Annotated in this window: 19 protein-coding genes; 9 read left to right on the forward strand and 10 right to left on the reverse strand. The window is 64.6% G+C overall.

Features of this window, described 5'->3' with window-relative positions:
* Positions 1 to 4 precede the first annotated feature (4 nt).
* Positions 5 to 1,045, reverse strand: a complete 1,041-nt coding sequence (locus GDN70_RS07620) for a branched-chain amino acid ABC transporter permease (RefSeq protein WP_038950085.1) — start codon at positions 1,043 to 1,045, stop codon at positions 5 to 7.
* A 176-nt stretch (positions 1,046 to 1,221) separates the two neighbouring features.
* Between GDN70_RS07620 and GDN70_RS07625 the strand changes: the two genes are divergently transcribed.
* A complete protein-coding gene (locus GDN70_RS07625) occupies positions 1,222 to 1,758 on the forward strand; it encodes a MarR family winged helix-turn-helix transcriptional regulator (protein WP_038950084.1) in 537 nt (178 codons plus the stop codon).
* 119 nt (positions 1,759 to 1,877) lie between these two features.
* Here GDN70_RS07625 and GDN70_RS07630 read toward each other — a convergent pair whose 3' ends face one another.
* The 9 genes from GDN70_RS07630 to GDN70_RS07670 all read right to left on the reverse strand — a co-directional run bounded on the left by GDN70_RS07630 (position 1,878) and on the right by GDN70_RS07670 (position 11,796).
* On the reverse strand, positions 1,878 to 3,161 hold the full coding sequence (locus tag GDN70_RS07630) for a glycerate kinase (protein ID WP_028142137.1): 1,284 nt from the start codon (positions 3,159 to 3,161) through the stop codon (positions 1,878 to 1,880).
* 198 nt (positions 3,162 to 3,359) lie between these two features.
* Complete coding sequence (locus GDN70_RS07635) at positions 3,360 to 4,589, reverse strand: ABC transporter substrate-binding protein (RefSeq protein WP_152102354.1); 1,230 nt, start codon at positions 4,587 to 4,589, stop codon at positions 3,360 to 3,362.
* 238 nt (positions 4,590 to 4,827) lie between these two features.
* Positions 4,828 to 6,054 carry an ABC transporter substrate-binding protein gene (locus GDN70_RS07640; protein WP_028142135.1) on the reverse strand — a complete coding sequence of 409 codons (1,227 nt, stop codon included), beginning with the start codon at positions 6,052 to 6,054 and terminating at the stop codon, positions 4,828 to 4,830.
* 121 nt (positions 6,055 to 6,175) lie between these two features.
* Positions 6,176 to 7,411, reverse strand: coding sequence for an ABC transporter substrate-binding protein (locus GDN70_RS07645; RefSeq protein WP_028142134.1), 1,236 nt, complete (start codon positions 7,409 to 7,411; stop codon positions 6,176 to 6,178).
* Between the two features lie 30 nt (positions 7,412 to 7,441).
* Complete coding sequence (locus tag GDN70_RS07650; RefSeq protein WP_028142133.1) at positions 7,442 to 8,461, reverse strand: branched-chain amino acid ABC transporter permease; 1,020 nt, start codon at positions 8,459 to 8,461, stop codon at positions 7,442 to 7,444.
* 2 nt (positions 8,462 to 8,463) lie between these two features.
* Positions 8,464 to 9,342, reverse strand: a complete 879-nt coding sequence (locus GDN70_RS07655) for a branched-chain amino acid ABC transporter permease (protein ID WP_028142132.1) — start codon at positions 9,340 to 9,342, stop codon at positions 8,464 to 8,466.
* A gap of 13 nt (positions 9,343 to 9,355) precedes the next feature.
* Entirely contained in the window at positions 9,356 to 10,069 is a 714-nt protein-coding gene (locus tag GDN70_RS07660) for an ABC transporter ATP-binding protein (RefSeq protein WP_018318824.1), read from the reverse strand.
* A complete protein-coding gene (locus GDN70_RS07665) occupies positions 10,066 to 10,863 on the reverse strand; it encodes an ABC transporter ATP-binding protein (RefSeq protein ID WP_028142131.1) in 798 nt (265 codons plus the stop codon). Before GDN70_RS07665 ends, GDN70_RS07660 begins: the two co-directional genes overlap by 4 nt.
* Positions 10,864 to 10,929: 66 nt before the next feature.
* The gene (locus tag GDN70_RS07670; RefSeq protein WP_028142130.1) at positions 10,930 to 11,796 is read right to left on the reverse strand and encodes an IclR family transcriptional regulator; all 867 of its coding nucleotides are present in this window, start codon (positions 11,794 to 11,796) and stop codon (positions 10,930 to 10,932) included.
* A gap of 131 nt (positions 11,797 to 11,927) precedes the next feature.
* Here GDN70_RS07670 and GDN70_RS07675 point away from each other — a divergent pair, with 131 nt between their 5' ends.
* The 8 genes from GDN70_RS07675 (at position 11,928) to glpK (ending at position 22,904) form a co-directional block, all read left to right on the forward strand.
* Positions 11,928 to 14,024, forward strand: coding sequence for a 3-hydroxyacyl-CoA dehydrogenase NAD-binding domain-containing protein (locus tag GDN70_RS07675; protein WP_091955910.1), 2,097 nt, complete (start codon positions 11,928 to 11,930; stop codon positions 14,022 to 14,024).
* A 220-nt stretch (positions 14,025 to 14,244) separates the two neighbouring features.
* Positions 14,245 to 15,927, forward strand: coding sequence for a dicarboxylate--CoA ligase PimA (pimA, locus tag GDN70_RS07680; protein WP_152102355.1), 1,683 nt, complete (start codon positions 14,245 to 14,247; stop codon positions 15,925 to 15,927).
* Positions 15,924 to 17,111 carry an acetyl-CoA C-acyltransferase gene (locus GDN70_RS07685; protein WP_028142127.1) on the forward strand — a complete coding sequence of 396 codons (1,188 nt, stop codon included), beginning with the start codon at positions 15,924 to 15,926 and terminating at the stop codon, positions 17,109 to 17,111. Before pimA ends, GDN70_RS07685 begins: the two co-directional genes overlap by 4 nt.
* Positions 17,112 to 17,261: 150 nt before the next feature.
* Positions 17,262 to 18,452, forward strand: coding sequence for a pimeloyl-CoA dehydrogenase large subunit (gene pimC, locus GDN70_RS07690; RefSeq protein WP_028142126.1), 1,191 nt, complete (start codon positions 17,262 to 17,264; stop codon positions 18,450 to 18,452).
* Positions 18,453 to 18,582: 130 nt separating this feature from the next.
* Positions 18,583 to 19,725, forward strand: coding sequence for a pimeloyl-CoA dehydrogenase small subunit (pimD, locus tag GDN70_RS07695; protein ID WP_038950076.1), 1,143 nt, complete (start codon positions 18,583 to 18,585; stop codon positions 19,723 to 19,725).
* A gap of 127 nt (positions 19,726 to 19,852) precedes the next feature.
* Positions 19,853 to 20,626, forward strand: coding sequence for an SDR family NAD(P)-dependent oxidoreductase (locus GDN70_RS07700; RefSeq protein WP_038971353.1), 774 nt, complete (start codon positions 19,853 to 19,855; stop codon positions 20,624 to 20,626).
* A gap of 176 nt (positions 20,627 to 20,802) precedes the next feature.
* Positions 20,803 to 21,126 (forward strand): endonuclease domain-containing protein, encoded by a 324-nt coding sequence (locus tag GDN70_RS07705; RefSeq protein ID WP_240536329.1) that lies wholly within the window; start codon positions 20,803 to 20,805, stop codon positions 21,124 to 21,126.
* A 272-nt stretch (positions 21,127 to 21,398) separates the two neighbouring features.
* Entirely contained in the window at positions 21,399 to 22,904 is a 1,506-nt protein-coding gene (gene glpK / locus GDN70_RS07710) for a glycerol kinase GlpK (RefSeq protein WP_038971327.1), read from the forward strand.
* The last annotated feature ends 85 nt before the right edge of the window (positions 22,905 to 22,989 follow it).

Here is a 22,989-nt window from a genome sequence, read left to right on the forward strand (position 1 = left end):
AGCCTCAGTCCTTCTCTTCTTCGACGGCGGGCGCGGCGAGCGAGCGCAGCAGCAACACGGGGATCAGCAGCATGAAAACGATCACCTCCTTGTAGTTGGAGGCATAGAAGGACGAGAACGCCTCGACGAGGCCGACGACCAGCGCCGCGGCGGCGGTGAGGGGATAGCTGACGAGGCCGCCGATGATCGCGGCGACGAAGCCCTTCAGGCCGATCAGGAAGCCGCTGTCATAGTAGAGCGTCGTGATCGGCACGATCATGATGCCCGACAACGCCCCGATGACGGATGCCAGCAGAAAAGCGATCTGCCCCGACAGCGTGGTGCGGATGCCGACGAGCCGCGCCCCTAACCGGTTCACGGCGGTTGCGCGCAGCGCCTTGCCGTAGAGTGTCAGGCCGAAGAACAGCCAGAGGGCGACGATGAAGGCGATGGTGATGCCGTAGACGGTGAGGCTCTGGCCGGTGAAGCGCAGCGAGCCCGCGGTGAACGCGCCGGACAGCACGGCAGGTCCGCGCTGGCCTTCGGCGCCGAAGAACAGCAGGCCGAGGCCCTGCAGTGCCAGATGGACGCCCACGGATGCGATCAGCAGCACCAGCACGGAGGTGTGTGCCAGCGGCTGGAATGCGACGCGGTAGAGATAGAGGCCGATCATTGCCACGATCATCAGCGACAGCGCGATCGAGACCGCGACCGGCGGCTTCTGGGCTGCGAAGTAAACCGTCAGCGCCAGCACGATGGCTGGCAGCACGATATTGGTGAGGACGCTGCGCACGATCAGGCGGCCGTGCAGCGCCTTGCGCGCGACGAACAGGTCGAAGGCGAAAGCGCCGATGCCGAGCGCCAGCGCGAGCTTTGCCGTGCCCGGCATCTGGCCCGCGGCCAGCGAGGCGTAGGTCAGCGCGCCGTAGGTGACGAATTCGCCCTGGGGAATGAGGATGACGCGGGTGACGGCGAACACCAGCACCAGCGCCAGGCCGAGCAGCGCATAGATCGCGCCATTGGTGATGCCGTCCTGCACCAGGAACAGCATGATGGTGGTATTCAAGACCGGACGCTCCCCCTAAAGATTACGGACCGGTCCCCTCGATCGCGGTGGACGGTCCGCTCACAGCCATTGAAAAACGCATGCGATATTTGATATGGTCCATAACAATTATCAAATATAACATCAAGGGTGGGAACGATCCCTCCCGAATTTAGCGGGATTACGAGCACGAGGCGATGACCGTTTCCAAAGCCGCTGAAAAGTCCTCCGAAAAGCCTGCCGACTCGGCCAAGGGCCGCAAGGATGCGGCCGAGGCGCAAGGCCAGGGGGCCGCTGGCGAAGCGCTCCAGCTCGGCGAGCTCTCGGAACAGCTCGGCTATGTGCTGAAGCGGGCGCAGCTCAAGGTGTTCGAGAACTTCCTGCGCTGCATGGCCTCGCTCCAGCTCACGCCGGCGCAGTTCTCCGTGCTGCTGCTGGTCGAGAAGAATCCCGGCCGTAACCAGACCGAGATCGCCTCCACCCTCGGCATTCTCAGGCCGAACTTCGTGGCCATGCTCGACAATCTCGAGAGCCGCGACCTTTGCGCGCGGATCCGCTCCACCAACGACCGCCGCTCGCACATCCTGGTGCTGACCGACAAGGGCAAGGCGGTGCTGGCCCGCGCCAAGAAGCTGGTCGCCACCAAGCACGAGGCCCGGCTGAACGAGTTGCTCGGGCAGGCCAACCGCGAAGCTCTGATCGCGATGCTCGCGAAGGTCGCGAACGAGTTCTGAGGCGGCGCTCCACGTCCGCGTCATGCCCAGGCTTGGCCCGGTGTCCACGTTTTTGGGCAGCGAGGGAAGGCGTGGATGGCCGGGTCAAGCCCGGCCATGACGGGGGAGAAATCTCAGCCTCAATCCACCAAAATCACCCTGATGTCGTTCACGTTGGTCAGCGTCGGGCCCGGTAGCAGCAGGTCGCCGGTCGCCTCGAAGAACGTCGTGGCGTCGTTGTTGTCCAGGTACGCTTGCGGCTGAAGCCCCTGCGCCTTCATCTTTGCGAAGGTCGTCGCGTCGATCAGCGCGCCGGCGGGGTCGGTGGGGTTGCCGGCGCCGCCGTCGGCGCCGTCGGTGTCGCCGGCCAGCGCCGAGATGTCAGGCGTGTCCTTGAGCAGAGCGGCGAGCGCCAACGCGTATTCCTGGTTCGGCCCGCCACGTCCATTGCCGCGCACCGTGACGGTGAGCTCGCCGCCGGAGAGGATCGCGAGGCGCTTGCCTTGCGCGCGCGCTTGCAGCGCCAGGCTGGCGTGAGCGGCGGCGACCTCGCGCGCCTCGCCTTCGAGATCGGCGCCGAGGTCGATGGTCTCGTAACCGGATTCGCGCGCGAGCTTCACCGCGGCGTCGAGCGACTGCTTGGGCCGCGCGATCAATTCGAAATGCGCGCGCGAAAAGGCGGCATCGCCGGGCTTGCAGCTTTCGTTGGCGGGATCGTCGAGCGCGCGGCGCACGGCATCGTCGATGTCGAGCTTGTATTTCGCGACGATGGCGCGCGCATCGGCCAGCGTGGTCGGATCAGGCACGGTCGGGCCGGAGGCGATCGCGGAAGCGTCGTCATGCGGCACGTCGGAGATCGCGAGCGTCACGATCTGGGCGGCGTTCTTGCCGGCACGCGCAAGGCGTCCGCCCTTGATCCGCGACAGGTGTTTGCGCACGACGTTCATCTCACCGATCGGCGCGCCCGAGCGTAGCAGCGCCTTGTTGACCGCCTGTTTCTGCGCGAAGCTGATACCGTCGCTGGGCGCGATCCAGTTCGCCGAGCCGCCGCCGGTGAGCAGCACCAGGAGCAGATCGTCCGGCCCGGCCTCGCCTGCGAGCGCGAGCGTGTCGGCCGCGCCCTTGAGGCCAGCCTCATCCGGCACGGGATGCCCGGCCTCGACCACGCGGATGCGGCGCGTCGGCACGCCGTAGCCATGGCGCGTGGTGGCGATGCCGACGAGCCGCTCCGGCGCCAGCTTGAGCGTGTCGAGATAATGCCGTTCGGCTGCCGCGGCCATGGCGCCCGCGCCCTTGCCGGCGGCGAGGCAGATCACGCGTCCTCTTGGCGCGGGCCCCAAATGCGGCGCCAGCACCACATTGGGATGGGCAGCGGCAACGGCGGCGTCGTAGAGCGCGCGGAGCAGGGGACGGCGGTCGGTCATGACGATGGCCTTCGGCAGACGGAACAAACTGGCGACACACGCCGCCGTTCACCTGCCTAGCGCATCGGCGGCCAAAGCGTAAGCCGGCTGTGTCATCATTCGAATATGCAATCGCGTGATCATAATCGCCGCGTAGCAAGAAGCCCTCCGCGATGATTTCGCGGAGGGCCCTTTTGAACACTGCGATCCAGCTGGAGGCTAGCCGCCGGCGTCAGCGCTGATGACGTCGCCGAACAGATCCCACTTCTCGCCCTTGAACCTCATGAGCTGAAGCGAGCTGATCGGTGCGAAGTCGTTCGCGCCGGTGTTGATCTTGATGCCGGGCAGCAGCACCTCGGTGCGGAAGTCCTTCAGGCTCGCCGCCTGCTTCATGACGTTCTCGCGCGTGAGATTGTCGCCGCACTTCTTCAGCACTTCCACCAGCGTCTGCGCCACGCCGTAACCGACGATGGTGCCGCCGTCGAGCTTGTCACCTTCAGGGAAGTATTTCGTCATGAACTCCAGGAAACCCTTCATGCCGGCGTCGTCCTTCCACTGAGGATCCGACACGTCCTTCAGGTAGGCAGCCGAAATGATGTCCTGCGAATTCTCGAAGCCGGCGGGCTTGATTACGCTGCCGACCGAGGCCGAGACGTTGTTGAGGAAGTGGGTCGGCTTCCAGCCGATTTCGGAGATCTTCTTGATCGCCTGGGCCGCGAACTTCGGTGTGGTGATGTTGATGAAGACGTCGGCGCCGGTCGCCTTCATCTTCACGATGTGATTGTCGATCGTCGGCTCGGAGGTCTCGTAGCTTTCCTCCAGCACGATCATGCTCGCGGCCTTGGCGCCGAGCCCGTCTTTCAGGCCCTTCAGGTAGTCCTTGCCGTAATCGTCGTTCTGGTAGAGCACGCCGATCTTGGCATTCGGCATCTCCTTCAGGATGTATTTCGCGTAGATCTGCGTCTCGCTCTGGTAATTGGGCTGCCAGCCCATGGTCCAGGGGAAGTTCTGCGGATCATTCCATTTGGTGGCGCCGGTCGCGACGAACAGCTGCGGCACCTTCTTCGAGTTCATGTATTTCTGAATGGCCGAGTTCGGCGGCGTGCCGAGTGAATTGAAGATCAGCAGAACCTCGTCGCTCTCGACCAGCTTGCGTGCCTGCTCCACCGTCTTCGGCGGCGAATAGGCGTCGTCGTAGGAGACGAAATTGATCTTGCGGCCGTTGATGCCGCCCTCTTCGTTGATCTTCTTGAAATAGGCGGCTTCGGTCCGCCCGATGATGCCGTAGGCGGAGGCCGGTCCGCTGTAGGGCATGATGTTGCCGATCTTGATCTCCGTATCGGTCGCGCCGGTATCGTATTTCTTCTGGGCCGATGCGGTGGAGGCCGAGGCCGCAATGAGCGCAAGCGCCAGCGATGCGGCTGCAAGTTTGCCGGTGACAGCGGGCATTCCTATCTCCCTATTTTCTTGGTGTGTATGCGCCCCTTTTCTTGTCTCGATTTTCTTGGCGACGCTGCCGCAATTCAATACGATTTGGCTGATGCCTTCAACAGAAAGCCCCCGGGACGGCGTCGCGGGGGCTGCGTCTTTAGTAGTCAGGGACGGCCGGCTCTCGTGTGCGACTGCGAGAAGGTCCGGCTGTCTTGAGTTGTTTAACCAATCTGGAGCGATTTTGGGTTGCGCCGCTTCAGTGGCCCATCTCGCTCGAGATGATGTCGCCGAACAGCTCCCATTTCCGGCCCTTGAAACGCATCATCTGCAACTGCTCGATCGGGGCGAAATTGTCCGGCGCCGTGTTGATCCTGATGCCGGGCAGCAGCGTGTCGGGCTCGAAATCCTTCAAGGAGGCTGCCTGCCTCATGACGTTCTCGCGGGTGAGGTCGTCGCCGCACATCTGCAGCACTTTGACCATGGTCTGCGCGGCGGCATAGCCGAACACGACGCCGGCATCGAGCTTGTTGGCCTTGGGATCATATTGCGCGAGGAAGTTATAGAATTTCTTCATGCCGTCGTCGGCATTCCACTGCGGATCGGAGCCGTCCTTGGTGTAGCTCGCCGACAGCAGGCCTTGCGAGATCTCCAGGCCCGCCGGCTCGATCACGCCGCCGACGGAGGCCGAGACGTTGGAGACGATGTGGACCGGATGCCAGTTGATCTCCGCCGCCTTCTTGATCGCCTGCGCGGCGAATTTCGGCGTGGTGATGCTGATGAACACGTCGGCGCCCGAGGCCTTCAGCTTCACGACGTGCTCGTCGATGGCGGGCTCCGACGTGTCGTAGGCCTCTTCCAGCACGATCATCGAGGCCTTGGGCCCGAGGCCATCCTTTAGCCCCTTCAGATAATCCTTGCCGAAATCGTCGTTCTGGTAGAGCACGCCGATCTTGCCGTCCGGCTTCTCCTTCATGATGTATTTGGCGTAGATCCGCGCCTCGCTCGCGTAGCTGGGCTGCCAGCCCATGGTCCAGGGATATTGCCTGGGATCGTTCCACTTCGAGGCGCCGCTCGCCACGAACAATTGCGGCACCTTCTTCTCGTTCATGTATTTGCGGATGGCGCCGTTGGTGGACGTGCCGAGCGAGCCGAAGATCAGCAGCACCCCGTCGCTCTCGACCAGCTTGCGCGCCTGCTCCACCGTCTTCGGCGGCGAATAGGCGTCGTCATAGGAGATGAACTTGATCTTGCGCCCGTTGATGCCGCCCTCGGCATTGACCTTGCGGAAATAGGCTTCCTCGGCCTTGCCGATCGCGGCGTAGGCCGAGGCCGGGCCGCTATAGGGCATGATGTTGCCTATTCTGATCTCGGTATCGGATGCGCCGCTGTCGTACTTCTTCTGCGCCAGTGCCGGGCTGCTCATCGCAGTGCACAAAGCGAGCCCGGTCCAGAGGGCCGCAACCTGAAAACGAACGGCGGACATTGTTCTCCTGCCCCGAGTTGGATCGGCGCCGCATTGAACAAGATTGGCGCCTGCCGTCAACAAAAAGCCCCCGCGATCGCTCGCGGGGGCTTCTCGAGGGTCGGACTATTGCGTCAGCGTGTCACTCGGAGGCGACGTCGCCGCTGATGATCTCGCCGAACAGTTCCCACTTCTCACCCTTGAAGCGCTGCATCTGCAGCTGCGCAATCGGGGCGAAGTCGGTAGCGCTGGTGTTGATCTTGACGCCGGGCAGGAGCGTATCCGGCGCAAAATCCTTCAGCGAAGCCGCCTGCTTCATGAGATTGGCGCGGGTGAGATCGTCACCACACATCTCCAGGACCTTGGCCAGGGTCGAGGCCGCGCCGTAGCCATAGACCATGCTGGTGTCGGACTTGTCGGCACCCGGCATGTACTTGTCGACGAACTCGTTCCACTTCTTCATGCCGGGGTCGTTGGCCCACTGCGGATCGGTGGAGTCCTTGGCATAGGCCGCCGACAGCACGCCCTGTGCATTCTCGAAGCCGGCGGGCTTCATCACGCTGCCCACCGAGATCGAGACGTTGGTGAGGATCTGGAGCGGCTTCCAGCTGAGCTCGGCCGTCTTCTTGATGGTCTGCGCCGCGAATTTGGGCGTCGCATAGATCAGCAGCACGTCGGGATTGGCGGCCTTGATCTTGACGATATGGCCGTCGATCGACGGCTCGGACACCTCATAGCTCTCTTCCATGATGATCATGGACGCGCCCTTGGCGCCGAGACCGTCCTTGGTGCCCTTGAGGTAGTCTTTGCCGAAATCGTCGTTCTGATAGAGGATCGCGACCTTGGCGTCGGGCTTCTCCTTCATCAGCCATTTCGCGTAGATCTGGGCTTCGCTCTGGTAGGAGGGCTGCCAGCCGATGGTCCAGGGGAAGTTCTTCGGATCGTTCCACTTGGTGGCGCCGGTGGCGACGAAGAGCTGCGGGATTTTCTTGGCGTTGAGGTACTTCTGGATCGCGCTGTTCGAGGGTGTGCCGAGCGGATTGAACACGGCCAGCACCTCGTCGCTCTCGACCAGCTTGCGGACCTGCTCGACTGCCTTCGGCGGCGAATAGCCGTCGTCATAGGTGACGAAGTTGATCTTGCGGCCGTTGATGCCGCCCTTGTCGTTGATCATCTTGAAATAGGCTTCTTCGGTCTTGCCGATGATGCCATAGGCCGACGCCGGACCGCTGTACGGCATGATGTTGCCGACCTTGATCTCGGTGTCACTTGCGCCGGTGTCGTATTTCTTCTGGGCGAGTGCCGCGCCGGAGGTGAGAGTGATGGCCGCCGTTGCCGTGACCAGCGCGGCGGCTCGCAGTGTTCTTCCAAAATGCAATTCGGTCTCCTTGCTTAATTTAACGGGACTTCAGTTCTTTTTGAGCTTGCCGACGAGTTGCTGGCCAATGATCGCGATCTGCCTTGCGCCGTGCGGCACGAGGTAGATGACGAGGAACAGCAGCACACCGAACACCGCGCCGGAGAGGCCCTTGGAGATGCTCTCCGCCATGTTCGGCACGAAGATGATGAAGGCCGCACCGACGAACGAGCCGGGCAGCCAGCCGACGCCGCCGACCACCATGCCGAGGAACAGCGAGATCGCGAGCGTGATGGTGTAGCTGTCGGGAGCCACGAACTGCACCGCGATGGCGCCGAGCGAGCCAGCAATGCCCGTGATCGCCGCCGACACGCCGAAAGCCAGCGTCTTGTAGAGTGCGACGTTGACACCCATCGAGGACGCCGCGATCTCGTTGTCGCGGATCGCCATGAAGGCGCGGCCCGACCTCGAGCGCAACAGGTTCACCGAGAGCATGTAGATCGCGATCGTGACGATGAGCGTGAAGTAGTACAGCCACGTGTCCTGCGACATCGGCAGGCCGAACGGCGCATCCGGCTTGGTGACGACGAGGCCCTGCACGCCGCCGGTCCAGTGTTCCAGGAAGTTCAGCTTCAGCAGCTGCGGCATCGCGGTCGCGAGTGCGAAGGTCGCGAGCGCGAGATAGACGCCCGACAGCCGCAGCGCCGGTTTTCCGAACAGGTACCCGAAGCCGAAGCAGACCACGGCGGAGATCGGAATGGTCAGCGCGTAGTTGATGTTGGCGTGCTCCATCAGCACCGCCGACGTATAGGCGCCGACGGCGTAGAACGCGCTCTGGCCGAGCGAGAACTGGCCGGAGCCGCCGGTCAGGATGTTCAGCGCCAGCACGGCGAGCCCGTAGATCAGGAGCATCGTCATCTGGAAGATGACGAAGTTCTTGACGAACATCGGCACGATCAAGAGCGCCGCGAGCACCACCAGCGAGGTGCCGGTGCCCAGCGTCATGGCCCGCTTCGGAACGGCCTCGACCGCCTGGTGGCCTTCTGCAACGACTTCTTCTGCAGCGCTCATGATCAAACTCGCTTGACGATGTGCCGACCGAACAGGCCGGCGGGTTTGACGACCAGGACGGAGATGATCAGCGCGAGCGCGATCGGGAGTTTCAGCTCGTTGCCGACGCCGGGGATGTAGGTGCCGGCGAGGTTCTCGAAGACACCGACCAGGAAGCCGCCGACCACGGCGCCGAACGGGCTGGTCAGTCCGCCGAGCACGGCCGCGGCAAAGCCGTAGATCAGCACGCCGCCCATCATGTTCGGCTCGAGGAACACGACCGGCGCGATCAGCATGCCGGCGATCGAGCCGATCGCGGTCGCCATGCCCCAGCCGAGCGCGATCATCCAGGAGGTGTTGATGCCGACGAGGCGGGCCGATTCAGGCACGGAGGCGGCCGCGCGCATGGCAAGACCGATCCGCGTGTACTGGAAGAAGAAATAGAGCCCGAGCAGCAGCAGTATGGTGACGCCGATCATGCCGGCCTGGTGGGTCGAGATCAGCTGGCTGCCGAGGAACGGCGCGGAGCCGAACGGGGTCGGATATTGCTTGATGGTGAAGTCCCAGATCAGGCCCGCCGAGGAGTTGATGATCGCGAACAGCGCGATGAAGCCGGCGACGTTGGTCAGCACCGGTGCCTTTGTCAGCGGCTTGAACAGGATCCGCTCGATCGCGATGCCGGCGACGAAGGAGAAGGCCAGCGTGATCACGAAGGCGGCCCAATAAGGCACGCCCCATTGCATCAGCTGCCAGGAGATGAAGGTCGAGAACATCGCCATCTCGCCCTGCGCGAAGTTGAGATGGTCGATGGCCTGGTAGATCATGACCACGGCGAGCGCCATGCAGGCGTAGATCGCGCCCGTGGCAATGCCGGCCAGGACCTGGTTGGTGAACAGCTCCATTGTCCCGGCTCCCTCAGTAACCCAGATAGGATTTGCGGATTTCTTCGTTGTTCGCGATGTCCTTGGCGTTGCCCGACATCACGATGCGGCCGGTCTCGATCACATAGGCCTGGTCGGCGAGCTCCAGCGCGAGCTGGGCGTTCTGCTCGACCACCAGGATCGACACCTTGTCCTCGCGGTTGATCTTGCCAAGGATGCCGAACAGGTCGCGCACCACCAGCGGCGCGAGGCCGAAGGAGGGCTCGTCCAGCAGCATCAGCCGCGGCCGCAGCATCAGGGCGCGGGCGACCGCGAGCATCTGCTGCTCGCCGCCGGAGAGCGTGCCGGCCTGCTGGGTGTGGCGCTGCTTCAGCACCGGGAAATGCGCATACATGCGCTCGATGTCGGAGACGATGCCGGCGCTGTCCTTGCGGGTGATGGCCCCGAGCTGGAGATTCTCCTCCACCGTCATGGTGGTGAAGGTTCCGCGGCCCTGCGGCACATGGGCGATGCCGAACCGCACGATGCTCTCGGTGGAGCGGTTGTTCAGCGGCTTGCCGTCGAACTCGATGCCGCCGGTGGAGCGCACCATGTTGCAGATCGCGCGCAGCGTGGTGGTCTTGCCGGCGCCGTTGGCCCCGAGCAGCGTCACCAGCGAGCCCTCGTTGAGCGAGAAGGACAGGCCATGGAGCGCCTGGACCTGGCCGTAATAGGCGCGCAGGTCCTTGACGTTGAGCAATGTCGTCATTGGTCCTTGCTCCCGAGATAGGCCTTGATGACGTCGGGGTCCGCCTGCACCTGGGCCGGCGTGCCTTCCGCGAGCTTCTTGCCGAAATTCAGCGCAACGACATGGTCGGCGATCGACATCACCAGGCCCATGTGATGCTCGACCAGCAGCACGGTCATGTGCCGGTCGTCGCGAATGCGGCGAATGAGGTCGCCGAGCACGTAGACCTCTTCGTGGTTGAGGCCACCGGCGGGCTCGTCGAGCAGCAGGATTTTGGGATCGGCTGCCAGTGCGCGCGCCAGCTCGACGCGCTTCTGCGTGCCGAAGGGCAGGCCGGAGACCACGGTGTGGGCGACGTCCTCGAGGTCGAGATAGGCAAGGATCTCGTGCACCTTCTTGTTGACGCTGGTTTCGCTGCGGCGAACCCAGGCAAGCTTCAGGGAGTCGCTGATGATGTCGCTCGAGGTCCTCGAATGCGCGCCGACGCGGACGTTGTCCATCACCGAGAGATTCGGAAACAGTGCCACGTTCTGGAAGGTGCGGCCGATGCCGATCTCGGCGATCCGGTGCGGCGGCCGCCTCAGGATGCTCGCGCCCTCCATCAGGATGTCGCCGGATGACGGCTGGTAGAGCCGGGACAGGCAGTTGAAGAGCGTGGTCTTGCCGGCGCCGTTGGGGCCGATCAAGCCGAGGATCTGGCCCTTGTGCATGTCGAAGGACACGCCGTTGAGCGCGATGATGCCGCCGAACACGACGCTGACGTCGCGAACCGCGAGCAGGGGCGATGTCCCCTGCGCGAGCTGTGCCTGCGTCATCTCGTCTCGCTCACGTCATTCAGTGAGCGAAGGGGCGATGCGAACCGCTCCCGATGATGACAAAGGCTATCTGAATCCCTCGGCCACACGCGCAACTTTTCCTCCTGATTTCAGCTTTTTGCTGACGTCTTTTTTGGAATGCGGCATTAGACCCCCGAGCGCCGCTTCGATGTTCCTTACCATTGCTAAGAGACGCGGTCCAATGTCGTTGATCAAACGCTCTTCCGTGAAGCGGAATGCGGGCGCGCCGCAATTGAATGCGTAGGGACCGGTTCCGTCGTTGAGCCTGAGTGCGACGCCGGCGGCGCCGATGTCGTCGTGCCAGTCGCCGACGGAGATCGCAAAACCGTATTTCGCGACGGTTTCGCCGGAACGTTCCAGCCCGTCGCGCATCTTGGGCCAGCGGCTGCCGTAATGTTCGCGCAAGAGGCGCGACAGGTCTGCGCGGTCCGCGTCGTCGAGCGCCCAGAAATAGGCGCGGCCCATCGCGCTGGTTGCAATCGGCACGCGGGAGCCGACGTCAAGTTGAACCCCGACGGTCTCGCTGCCGCGGCTTTGCCCGAAATAGATCATGCTGTGACGGTCGCGGCCGCCGACGGCGACGGCGCCGCCGGTCGCGCGCATCACGTCCTCGCGGAACGGCTCGGACAAATGCCGAACGCCGAGATTGGCGAGCGCGGCGTAGCCGAGCGACATCGCCGCGGGTGTGAGCTGGTACTTCTCGAAGCGGGGAACCGGCGCAAGATAGCCCAGCTTGGTCAAGGTGTAGGTCAGCCGCGACACGGTCGGCTTCGGCAGATTGGTGCGAGCCGCAATCTCCTGATTGCCGAGAAGGCCGTCATTGGGGTGGAATGCGCGCAATACGTCCAGTCCGCGGGAAAGCGCGACGACGAAATTCCGATCGGTCGCAGTCTTCTTTCCTGTACGCTTCATCCCTGATCTGCTTCTTGCGCGGAGTCGTTGACAAGCCACGTGCTTCAAAATAACCCTGCCGTCAAGATGCGGAATTAAATTCCGCACCGCGAAATCGAACAAAAGTAAATCCCCACCAAGGAGGGAACACCGTGAGCGAAGTGGTCAAGCTTGAGCGTCATGACGAGGTCGGGATCGTCACGGTCGACAGCCCTCCGGTCAATGCTCTGAGTGCCGCGGTCCGTGGCGGCATCCTCGAGTGCATCAAGGCCGCAATTGCCGATCCCGCCATCAAGGGCATCGTGCTGACCTGTGCCGGCCGCACCTTCATCGCCGGTGCCGACATCACCGAGTTCGGCAAGCCGCCGAAGGCGCCGGCCCTCAACGACGTGCTGTCCGAGATCGAGAATTCGCCCAAGCCCGTGGTTGCCGCGATCCACGGCACCGCGCTCGGCGGCGGCCTCGAGGTCGCGCTCGCCTGCCATTTCCGCGTCGCGGTGAAAGAGGCCAGGCTCGGCCTGCCCGAGGTGAAGCTCGGACTGCTGCCGGGCGCCGGCGGCACCCAGCGCCTGCCGCGCGCGGTCGGTCCCGAACTCGCTGTCAAGATGATCGTCGGCGGTGATCCCATCGGTGCTGCGGAAGCGCTCAAGAACGGCCTGATCGAGGAAATCATCGAGGGACCGGCATCGGGCGGCGAGGCCTTCGTGCGCAAGCTGCTGGCCGAGAAGCGTCCGCTGCGGCGCCTGCGCGACGACGATTCCAAGATCGCGGCGGCCAAGGCCGACCGCTCGATCTTCACCAATGCAGTCGCCGCCATGACCAAGAAATCGCGCGGCCTGGAGGCGCCGTTCGCTGCCGCCGACGCCGTGGGCTACGCCATTGACCTACCTTTCGACGAAGGCCTGAAGAAGGAGCGCGAGGGTTTTCTGAAGCTCGTCGCCAGCGATCAGTCGAAGGCGCAGCGTTATGCGTTCTTCGCCGAGCGCGAGGCTGCCAAGATTGCGGGCGTTCCTGACGGCACCAAGTCGCGTCCCGTGAACCGGGTCGCCATCCTCGGCGCCGGCACCATGGGCGGCGGCATCGCGATGTCCTTTGCCAATGCCGGCGTTCCCGTCACCCTGATCGAGACCGGCGAGGAGCAGCTCAAGCGCGGCATGGGCATCATGCAGAAGAACTGGGAAGCGACCGCCGCGCGCGGCGGCATCCCGGCCGATGCGCCCGCCAAGCGCATGGCGCTGATCAACGGCGTCGTCGGCATCGAGAATGTCGGCGATGCCGACCTCGTCATCGAAGCGGTGTTCGAGACCATGGCGGTGAAGAAGGAAGTGTTCGGCAAGCTCGACCAGTACGTCAAGCCCGGCGCCGTGCTCGCCTCCAACACCTCGTATCTCAACATCGACGAGATCGCGAAGTCGACCAAGCGTCCGCAGGACGTGCTCGGCATGCACTTCTTCTCGCCGGCTAACGTGATGAAGCTGTGCGAGATCGTGCGCGCCGACAAGACCGCGCCGGACGCGCTGGTCACCGCGGTGAACATTGCGCGCAAGATCGCGAAAGTGCCGGCCGTGGTCGGCGTCTGCGACGGCTTTGTGGGCAACCGCATGCTGGCCCAGCGCGGCAAGCAGTCGGAGAAGCTCTTGTTCGAAGGCGCGCTGCCGCAGCAGGTCGACGCTGTGGTGACGAAATTCGGCATGCCGATGGGACCGTTCGCGATGGGCGACCTCGCCGGCCTCGACATCGGCTGGCGCTCGCGCAAGGATCGCGGCATCAAGTCGGAGATCGCGGACGCGCTGTGCGAAGCCGGCCGCTTCGGCCAGAAGACCGGCAAGGGCTACTACAAGTACGAAGCCGGCAGCCGCTCGGCGCTGCCCGATCCGGAGGTCGAGAAGCTGATCGACGAGACGCTTGCCCGTCTCGGCCGCAAGAAGCGCGTCGTCAGCGACGACGAGATCCTCGAGCGCATGATGTATCCGATGATCAACGAGGGCGCGAAGATCCTCGAAGAGGGCATCGCGGCGCGTCCTTCCGACATCGACGTGGTCTGGCTCTATGGCTATGGCTGGCCGATCTACCGCGGCGGCCCGATGTTCTGGGCCGACAGCGTCGGCCTCAAGCACATCGCCGATCGCCTCGCCTTCTACGCCAAGGAGACCAACGATCCGAGCCTCGAGCCCGCGCCGCTGCTGAAGAAGCTCGCGGCCGAAGGCAAGACGTTCGCCTCGCTGGCGGCGGCGTCGAAGGCGGCTTGATCGGTTTGGCAGCTGCTGCAATGTCGCGCTCCGGGCAAAGCTCTCTCCGTTCCCTCCCCCCATGTGGGGGAGGGGCAGGGAGGGGGGTGGCCCCGGGCGAGGTCAGTGTTCGTGGCTACCCCCTTCCCCAACCCTTCCCCACAAGGGGGAAGGGAGCCCGTCCGCCGGTGTCCACCTCACACGACCCGGCGATTACCGTTTTGCAGAGTATCGATCGCCAATGACCCATCCCGGCGAACAGTTTTATCCCGAGGGCGTGCGGTGGGACGACACCATCGTCCAGGGCTCGCTGCCTGACCTCTTGTCGAAAGCCGCCGCCGATTACGGCCCGCGCACCGCGCTGGAATTCCGCGATCGCCCGATCACCTACACCGAGCTCGCAGCTCAGGCCGAGCGTGCGGCGGCGGCGTTCCTGCGCGCCGGCTGCGGCAAGGGCACGTCCGTTGCGCTGTTCCTCGGCAACTCGCCGGACCATCCCGTCAATTTTTTCGGCGCGCTGAAGGCAGGCGCCCGCCTCGCGCATCTCTCCCCGCTCGACGGCGAGATCGCGCTGACCCACAAGATCTCCGATTCCGGCTCGCGCCTGCTCGTCACCTCCAACCTCGCCGCCCTGCTGCCGACCGCGCTGAAGTTCCTTGAAAAGGGGCTGATCGACCGCCTCGTCGTCTGCGAGGACGATCATTGGGGCAAGGTCGGCACGCCGCAGGCGGCGATCCCGGATGATCCCCGCATCGTCACCTTCAAGGCCTTCACCGAGGGCGCGACCGCGCCGGCGGCGTGGCCCGTCGTCATGGCCGACGACGTCGCCCTGCTGCAATATACCGGCGGCACCACCGGCCTGCCCAAGGGCGCGATGCTGACCCACGGCAATCTCACCTCGGCGGTGTCGATCTACGACGTCTGGGGCAAGCCATCGCGCGCCGCGCGGGGCGAGACGATCGAGCGCGTGATCTGCGTGCTGCCGCTGTTCCACATCTACGCGCTGACCGTGGTGCTGCTGTCGTCGCTCAGCCGCGGCAATCTGATCTCGCTGCATCAGCGTTTCGACGTCGAAGCCGTGATGCGCGACATCGAGGTCAAGCGCGCGACCTATTTTCCGGGCGTACCGACGATGTGGATCGCGATCGCCGCGCTGCCGGATCTGGACAAGCGCGACTTCTCCTCGCTCGCCACCATCGGCTCCGGCGGCGCGCCGCTGCCGGTGGAGATCGCGAATTTCTTCGAGCGCAAGGTCGGCAAGAAGCTGCGCAGCGGCTGGGGCATGACCGAGACCTGCTCGCCCGGCACCGGCCATCCGCCCACCGGCCCCGACAAGCCCGGCTCGATCGGCCTGATGCTGCCCGGCATCGAGCTCGACGTCGTCGCGCTCGACGATCCCAAGCGCGTGCTTGCGCCGGGCGAGGTCGGAGAGATCCGCATCAAGGGCCCGAACGTCACCAAGGGGTACTGGAACAAGCCGGAGGGATCCACGGACGCCTTCGTCGACGGCCGCTTCCTCACCGGCGACATCGGCTATGTCGATACCGACGGCTATTTCTTCCTGGTCGACCGCAAGAAGGACATGATCATCTCCGGCGGCTTCAACGTCTATCCGCAGATGATCGAGCAGGCGATCTACACCATTGCTGGTGTGCACGAGGTGATCGTGCTCGGCATTCCCGACCAGTACCGCGGCGAGGCCGCCAAGGCCTTCATCAAGCTGAAGCCGGAGGCAAAGCCGTTCTCGCTCGACGAGCTGCGCGCGCAGCTCGCCGGCAAGCTCGGCAAGCACGAATTGCCGGCCGAGGTCGAATTCGTCGACGATCTGCCGCGAACGCCTGTCGGAAAATTGTCGCGCCACGAATTGCGCCAGCAGCAGAAACCGTCACAATCCACTAAACCCGCATCAGGAGCTCGTTCTTGACCGACGCCGTCATCGTTTCCACCGCCCGCACCCCGATCGGCAAGGCCTATCGCGGCGCGCTCAACGCCACCGAGGGCGCAACCCTGCTCGGCCACGCCATCGGCGAAGCCGTCGCGCGCGCCAAGGTCGATCCGAAGGAGATCGAGGACGTCGTGATGGGCGCGGCGCTGCAGCAGGGTTCGACTGGCGGCAACATCGCGCGCAAGGCGCTGCTGCGCGCCGGCCTTCCCGTCACCGTCGCCGGCACCACGATCGACCGGCAATGCGCCTCGGGCCTGCAGGCGATCGCGCTCGCCGCGCGCTCGGTGATTTTTGACGGCGTCGAGATCGCGGTCGGCGGCGGTGGCGAGTCGATCAGTCTCGTGCAGAACGACAAGATGAACGGCTTCCACGCCCAGGACCCTGCGCTGCTCAAGATCAAGAGCGAGGTCTACATGCCCATGATCGACACGGCGGAAGTCGTTGCCAAGCGCTACGGCATCTCGCGCGAGAAGCAGGACGAATATTCGCTGGAGAGCCAGCGCCGCACTGCGGCCGCCCAGCAGGGCGGCAAGTTCAAGGAGGAGATCGCGCCGATCACGACGCAGATGGCGGTCACCGACAAGGCCACCGGCGCCGTGTCGATGAAGGACGTCACGCTGTCGCAGGACGAGGGCCCGCGTCCCGAGACGACGATCGAAGGCCTCGCCGGCCTCAAGCCCGTGCGCGGCGAGGGATTCACCGTTACCGCCGGCAATGCCAGTCAGCTCTCCGACGGCGCCAGCGCCTCCGTCATCATGAGCGACAAGGAAGCCTCCAAGCGTGGCCTCAAGCCGCTCGGCATCTTCCGCGGCTTCGTCTCGGCCGGCTGCGAGCCGGACGAGATGGGCATCGGCCCGGTCTTCGCCGTGCCGCGCCTGCTCAAGCGCCACGGCCTCACCGTCGACGACATCGGTCTCTGGGAGCTGAACGAAGCCTTCGCGGTGCAGGTGCTGTATTGCCGCGACAAGCTCGGCATCGACCCCGAGAAGATCAACGTCGACGGCGGTGCGATCGCGGTCGGCCATCCCTACGGCATGTCCGGCGCGCGCCTCACCGGCCACGCTTTGATCGAAGGCCGCCGCCGCAAGGCAAAGTACGCGGTTGTCACCATGTGCGTCGGCGGCGGTATGGGCGCGGCAGGGCTGTTCGAGGTGCTGCAGTAAAACGTTTCTGTCATTCCGGGGCGCCGCAAAGCGGCGAGCCCGGAATCCGTAACCACCAATCGGGGATATGGATTCCGGGCCTGCGCCTTACGGCGCATCCCGGAATGACGGCGGATTTGGTAAGAACAAAACTGTTCACAGGAGGATCCGATGGATCTCGCATTCACGAAAGAAGAGCAGGCGTTTCGCGAGGAAGTGCGGCAGTTCTTCCGCGACAACGTGCCGCCGGATACGCGGCGCAAGATGGTCGAGGGGCGTCACCTCAGCAAGGACGAGATGGTGAATTGGTGGCGCATCCTCAACAAGAAGGGCTGGGGCGTCAGCCATTGGCCCAAGCAATATGGCGGCACCGGCTGGACCAGCGTGCAGCACTACATCTTCAACGAGGAACTGCAGTCCTATCCGGCGCCGCAGCCACTCGCCTTCGGCGTCAGCATGGTCGGCCCGGTCATCTACACCTTCGGGAACGAGGAGCAGAAGAAGCAGTACCTGCCGCGCATCGCCAATGTCGACGACTGGTGGTGCCAGGGCTTCTCCGAGCCGGGTTCGGGCTCCGACCTCGCCTCGCTCAAGACCAAGGCCGAGCGCAAGGGCGACAAGTGGATCATCAACGGCCAGAAGACCTGGACCACGCTGGCCCAGCACGCCGACATGATCTTCTGCCTGTGCCGCACCGATCCCGGCGCCAAGAAGCAGATGGGCATCTCCTTCATCGTGTTCTCGATGAAGTCGAAAGGCGTCACGGTGCGCCCGATCCAGACCATCGACGGCGGCGTCGAGGTCAACGAAGTGTTCTTCGACGACGTCGAGGTGCCCTACGAGAATTTGATCGGCGAGGAGAACAAGGGCTGGGACTACGCAAAATTCCTGCTCGGCAATGAGCGCACCGGCATCGCCCGTGTCGGCGTCTCCAAGGAGCGGCTGCGCCGCATCCGCGATCTCGCCGGCAAGGTGGAATCCGGCGGCAAGCCGATCATCCAGGACGCCGCTTTCCGCGAGAAGCTCGCCGCCTGCGAGATCGAGCTGAAGGCGCTCGAGCTCACCCAGCTGCGCGTCGTGGCGGATGAAGGCAAGCACGGCAAGGGCAAGCCCAATCCGGCCTCCTCGGTGCTGAAGATCAAGGGCTCCGAGATCCAGCAGACCACCACCGAGCTCTTGATGGAAGTGATCGGACCGTTCGCCGCGCCCTACGACGTGCACGGCGACGACGGCTCGAACGAAGCCATGGACTGGACCGCCCAGATCGCGCCGAGCTACTTCAACAACCGCAAGGTCTCGATCTACGGCGGCTCCAATGAGATCCAGCGCAACATCATCGCCAAGGCGGTGCTGGGGCTCTAGGCGTCATTCCGGGGCGCGCGCAGCGCGAGCCCGGAATCCATAACCACGATCGGGAGTATGGATCCCGGGCTCGCGCGACGCGCGCCCCGGGATGACGAAGCAAAAATTCCGGGTACGAGGAACCAAAGAAATGGATTTTGATCTGAACGAGGAGCAGCGGCTTCTCAAGGACAGCATCGACGGCCTGCTGACCGATTCCTACGATTTCGAGAGCCGCAAGAAGTACATGAAGGAGAAGGGCGGCTGGAGCAAAGCGGTCTGGCTCAAGCTCGCCGAGCAGGGCCTGCTCGGCCTGCCCTTCAGCGAGGCCGATGGCGGCTTCGGCGGCGGCGGCGTCGAGACCATGATCGTGATGGAAGCGCTCGGCAAGGCGCTGGTGCTCGAGCCGTATCTGGCAACGGTCGTGATCGGCGGCGGCTTCCTGCGCCATGCCGGCACCGACGCGCAGAAGGCGGCGCACGTGCCCGGCATCATCGACGGCAGCAAGACGCTGGCGTTTGCCCAGCTCGAGAAGAACTCGCGCTACGATCTCTTCGACGTCGCGACCACCGCGAAGAAGAAGGGCGACGGCTTTGTCGTCGACGGCGAGAAATTCGTCGTGCTCAACGGCGAGAACGCCGACACGCTCGTTGTCACCGCCCGCACCAAGGGCGAGCGTCGCGACAAGACCGGCATCGGCGTGTTCCTGGTTCCTGCCAATGCCAAGGGCGTGACCAGGAAGTCCTACCCGACCCAGGACGGCCTGCACGCCGCCGACATCACCCTCACCGGTGTCGAGGTCGGCGCTGATGCCGTGCTCGGCAATCCCGACGATTCGCTCGCGCTGATCGAACGTGTCGTCGACGAAGCCCGCGTCGCGCTCTGCGCCGAGGCGGTCGGCCTGATGGACGAGGCGCTCAAGACCACCGTCGAGTACATCAAGACGCGAAAGCAGTTCGGCGTCGCGATCGGCTCGTTCCAGTCGCTGCAGCACCGGGCATCCGACATGTTCGTGGCGGCCGAGCAGGCGCGCTCGATGTCGATGTTCGCGACCATGGCGAACGACTTCGAGAACGCCAAGGAGCGCAGCAATGCGATTGCCGCGGCCAAGGTGCAGATCGGCAAGTCGCTGAAATTCGTCGGACAGCAGGCGATCCAGCTGCACGGCGGCATCGGCATGACCATGGAGGCGAAGATCGGCCACTACTTCAAGCGCCTCACCATGATCGAGAACTCGTTCGGCGACACCGACTACCACCAGCGCCGCGTCGCTGATGGTGGCGGGTTGATCTAGCCTCGCTGTCATCCCGGGGCGCGCGTAGCGCGAACCCGGGATCCATCGGGCGGCAATACGCGCGGTGAAATGGATTCCGGGTTCGCGCTATGCGCGCCCCGGAATGACCAGGAAGAAGGAGCCGACAATGAAGAACACCCCGTTCGATCTCACCGGCAAGGTCGCGGTCGTCACCGGCTCCAGCCGCGGCATCGGCCGCTCCTCCGCGGAACTGCTCGCCAAGCTCGGCGCCAAGGTCGTGGTGTCCTCGCGCAAAACCGACGCCTGCCAGGAGGTCGTCGACGGCATCAAGGCGGCCGGCGGTGACGCCACCGTCATCCCCTGCAACATCGCGCGCAAGGCCGAGGTCGAGGCGCTGATCGCGGGCGCCGCGAAGCATTACGGCAAGGTCGACATCCTCGTCTGCAACGCAGCGGTGAACCCTTACTACGGTCCGCTGCTCGACATCACCGATGAGGCTTTCGACAAGATCATGGGGAGCAACGTCAAGAGCAACATCTGGCTCTCCGCGCTCGCGATCCCGCAAATGGCGGAACGCGGCAGCGGCTCCGTCGTCATCATCTCCTCGATCGGCGGCTTGCGCGGCTCCACCGTGATCGGCGCCTACGGCATCTCGAAAGCGGCCGACTTCGCGCTGTGCCGCTCGCTCGCCGGCGAGTGGGGCCCGAAAGGCGTCCGCGTCAACTGCATCGCGCCCGGCCTCGTCAAGACCGATTTCGCCCGCGCGCTGTGGGAAGACGAAGCCAACCTCAAGCGCCGCACCGCCACCACGCCGCTGCGCCGCATCGGCGAACCCGACGAAATCGCCGGCGCGGTCGCCTATCTCGCCTCGGATGCGTCGAGCTTCATGACCGGACAGACCATCGTCATCGACGGCGGCGTGACCACGGCGGCGGTGTAGACTCTAGCGACTTGTAATTGTAGTGAAGTGGCGCTTCACTTCACCCTCCCCTGGAGGGGGAGGGTCGCTCGCGCTAAGCGCGAGCGGGGTGGGGTGAAGCCACAAGAATGGTCTCAACATCAATCCGACGCGCCGCCGCGAAGAGGCTTAGGGCGAACGCGACGCCGCACGAGCGGATACTATGGCGTGCGCTCAAAGGCCTCCCGATGGACGGATCGCACTTCCGCCGACAAGCGCCGATCGGCCCCTACGTCGTTGACTTCTTCTGTCCGGCCAAGCGGCTCATCATCGAGCTCGATGGCGGGCATCACAACGAAGACGATACGGCTGCCCGCGACCTCGAGCGCCAACGCTGGCTCGAGAACGAAGGCTACCGCGTCATCCGCTTCTGGAATTCTGAGATCGGGAGCGACCTGACCGCCGTACTCGAACGCATCTATGTCGAGTTGTACGGATCGCGTGAAGCTGAAATCACACCTTTGAAGCACCGTCGCACGTAGCGGTGCGCGTCTCTTCTCTTACCCTCCCCTGGAGGGGGAGGGTCGATCGCGCGTAGCGCGAGCGGGGTGGGGTGATCTCTCCGCTCGGGCAGTGTTCGATGAGGAGAGACCGTCACCCCACCCCGTCTCGCATTTCGCTGCGCTCAATGTGAGCCGACCCTCCCCCTCCAGGGGAGGGTAAGAGGAGACCCGCCTTGACCTCGGACCGGCAATCCCGTTTCTTTGCCGCGACACAATGACCCCCTCAGGGAAAACGCCAAGGGTAAGCCGCCATGTCTTTCGTCCTCGCCATCGACCAGGGCACCACCTCCTCGCGCGCGATCGTGTTTCGCGGCGATATTTCCATCGCGGCGAAGGCGCAGCAGGAGTTTCCGCAGCATTTCCCGGCCTCGGGCTGGGTCGAGCACGAGCCCGAGGACATCTGGACCTCGACGGTGATGGTCTGCCGCGAGGCGATCGAGCAGGCCGGCATCGCCGCGAAGGACATCGCGGCGATCGGCATCACCAACCAGCGCGAGACCACCGTGGTGTGGGACCGCGCCACGGGGCAGGCCGTGCACCGCGCCATCGTCTGGCAGGACCGCCGCACCGCCGACATCTGCGCCAAGCTCAAGGCCGACGGCCGCGAGCCCGTGATCTCGCAGAAGACCGGCCTGATCATCGACCCCTATTTCTCCGGCACAAAGGTGGCCTGGATCCTCGACCACGTCCCCGGTGCCCGCGCCCGCGCCGCGCGCGGCGAATTGATGTTCGGCACCGTCGACTGCTATCTGCTCTGGCGCCTCACCGGCGGCAAGGTGCATGCCACCGACGCCACCAACGCCTCGCGCACGCTGCTGTTCAACATCCACACCGGACAGTGGGACGACGAGCTGCTGGAAATCATCGGCGTGCCGCGCTCGATGCTGCCCGAGGTGAAGGACTCCTCGGCCCGCTTCGGCGAGAGCACGCCGGATCTGTTCGGTGGCGCGATCGCCATCTCCGGCATCGCCGGCGATCAGCAGGCGGCGACCATCGGCCAGGCCTGCTTCCGTCCCGGCATGATGAAGTCGACCTACGGCACCGGCTGTTTTGCCTTGCTCAACACCGGCACCACGCCGGTCGCGTCGAAGAACAAGCTGCTCACCACTGTCGCCTACCAACTCGATGGCAAGCGCACTTACGCGCTCGAAGGCTCGATCTTCGTCGCAGGCAGTGCGGTGCAATGGCTGCGCGACGGCCTCGGCATCATCAAGCACGCCGCCGAAACCGGACCTCTTGCCGATCAGTCGGACTCCATGCAGAGCGTCTATCTCGTCCCCGCCTTCGTCGGCATGGGCGCGCCCTATTGGAATCCGCGCGTCCGCGGCGCGCTGTTCGGCCTCACCCGCAACACCGGCCCCGCCGAACTCGCCCACGCCGCACTTGAAAGCGTCTGCTACCAGACCTTTGACCTCTGGGCCGCGATGCGCGCCGACTGGCCAAGCTCGGAAACCGCCAGCGTCGTGCTCCGCGTCGACGGCGGCATGACCGCCTCCGACTGGACCATGCAGCGCCTCGCCGATCTGCTCGACGCGCCGGTCGATCGCCCCGTGATCCAGGAGACGACAGCGCTGGGCGCCGCCTACCTCGCTGGCCTCCAGGCCGGCGTCTATCCCGAGCCCACAAAGTTCGCCGACAATTGGCGCCTCGAGCACCGCTTCAAGCCGAACATGAGCCAGGCCACGCGCGAGCGAAAGCTCGCGGGGTGGGCGCGCGCGGTGAAGGGCGTGCTGGCGAGCGACGAGGGGGAGGGGTAGTACGCCTCTCTTTCTCCGAGTCGTCCCGGCGAAGGCCGGGACCCATACTCCGCAGCAGATGTTGTGAACGGGACCCGTCGTTCCA

The sequence above is a fragment of the Bradyrhizobium sp. TM102 genome, from assembly GCF_009176685.1.
Lineage (GTDB): Bacteria > Pseudomonadota > Alphaproteobacteria > Rhizobiales > Xanthobacteraceae > Bradyrhizobium > Bradyrhizobium ottawaense.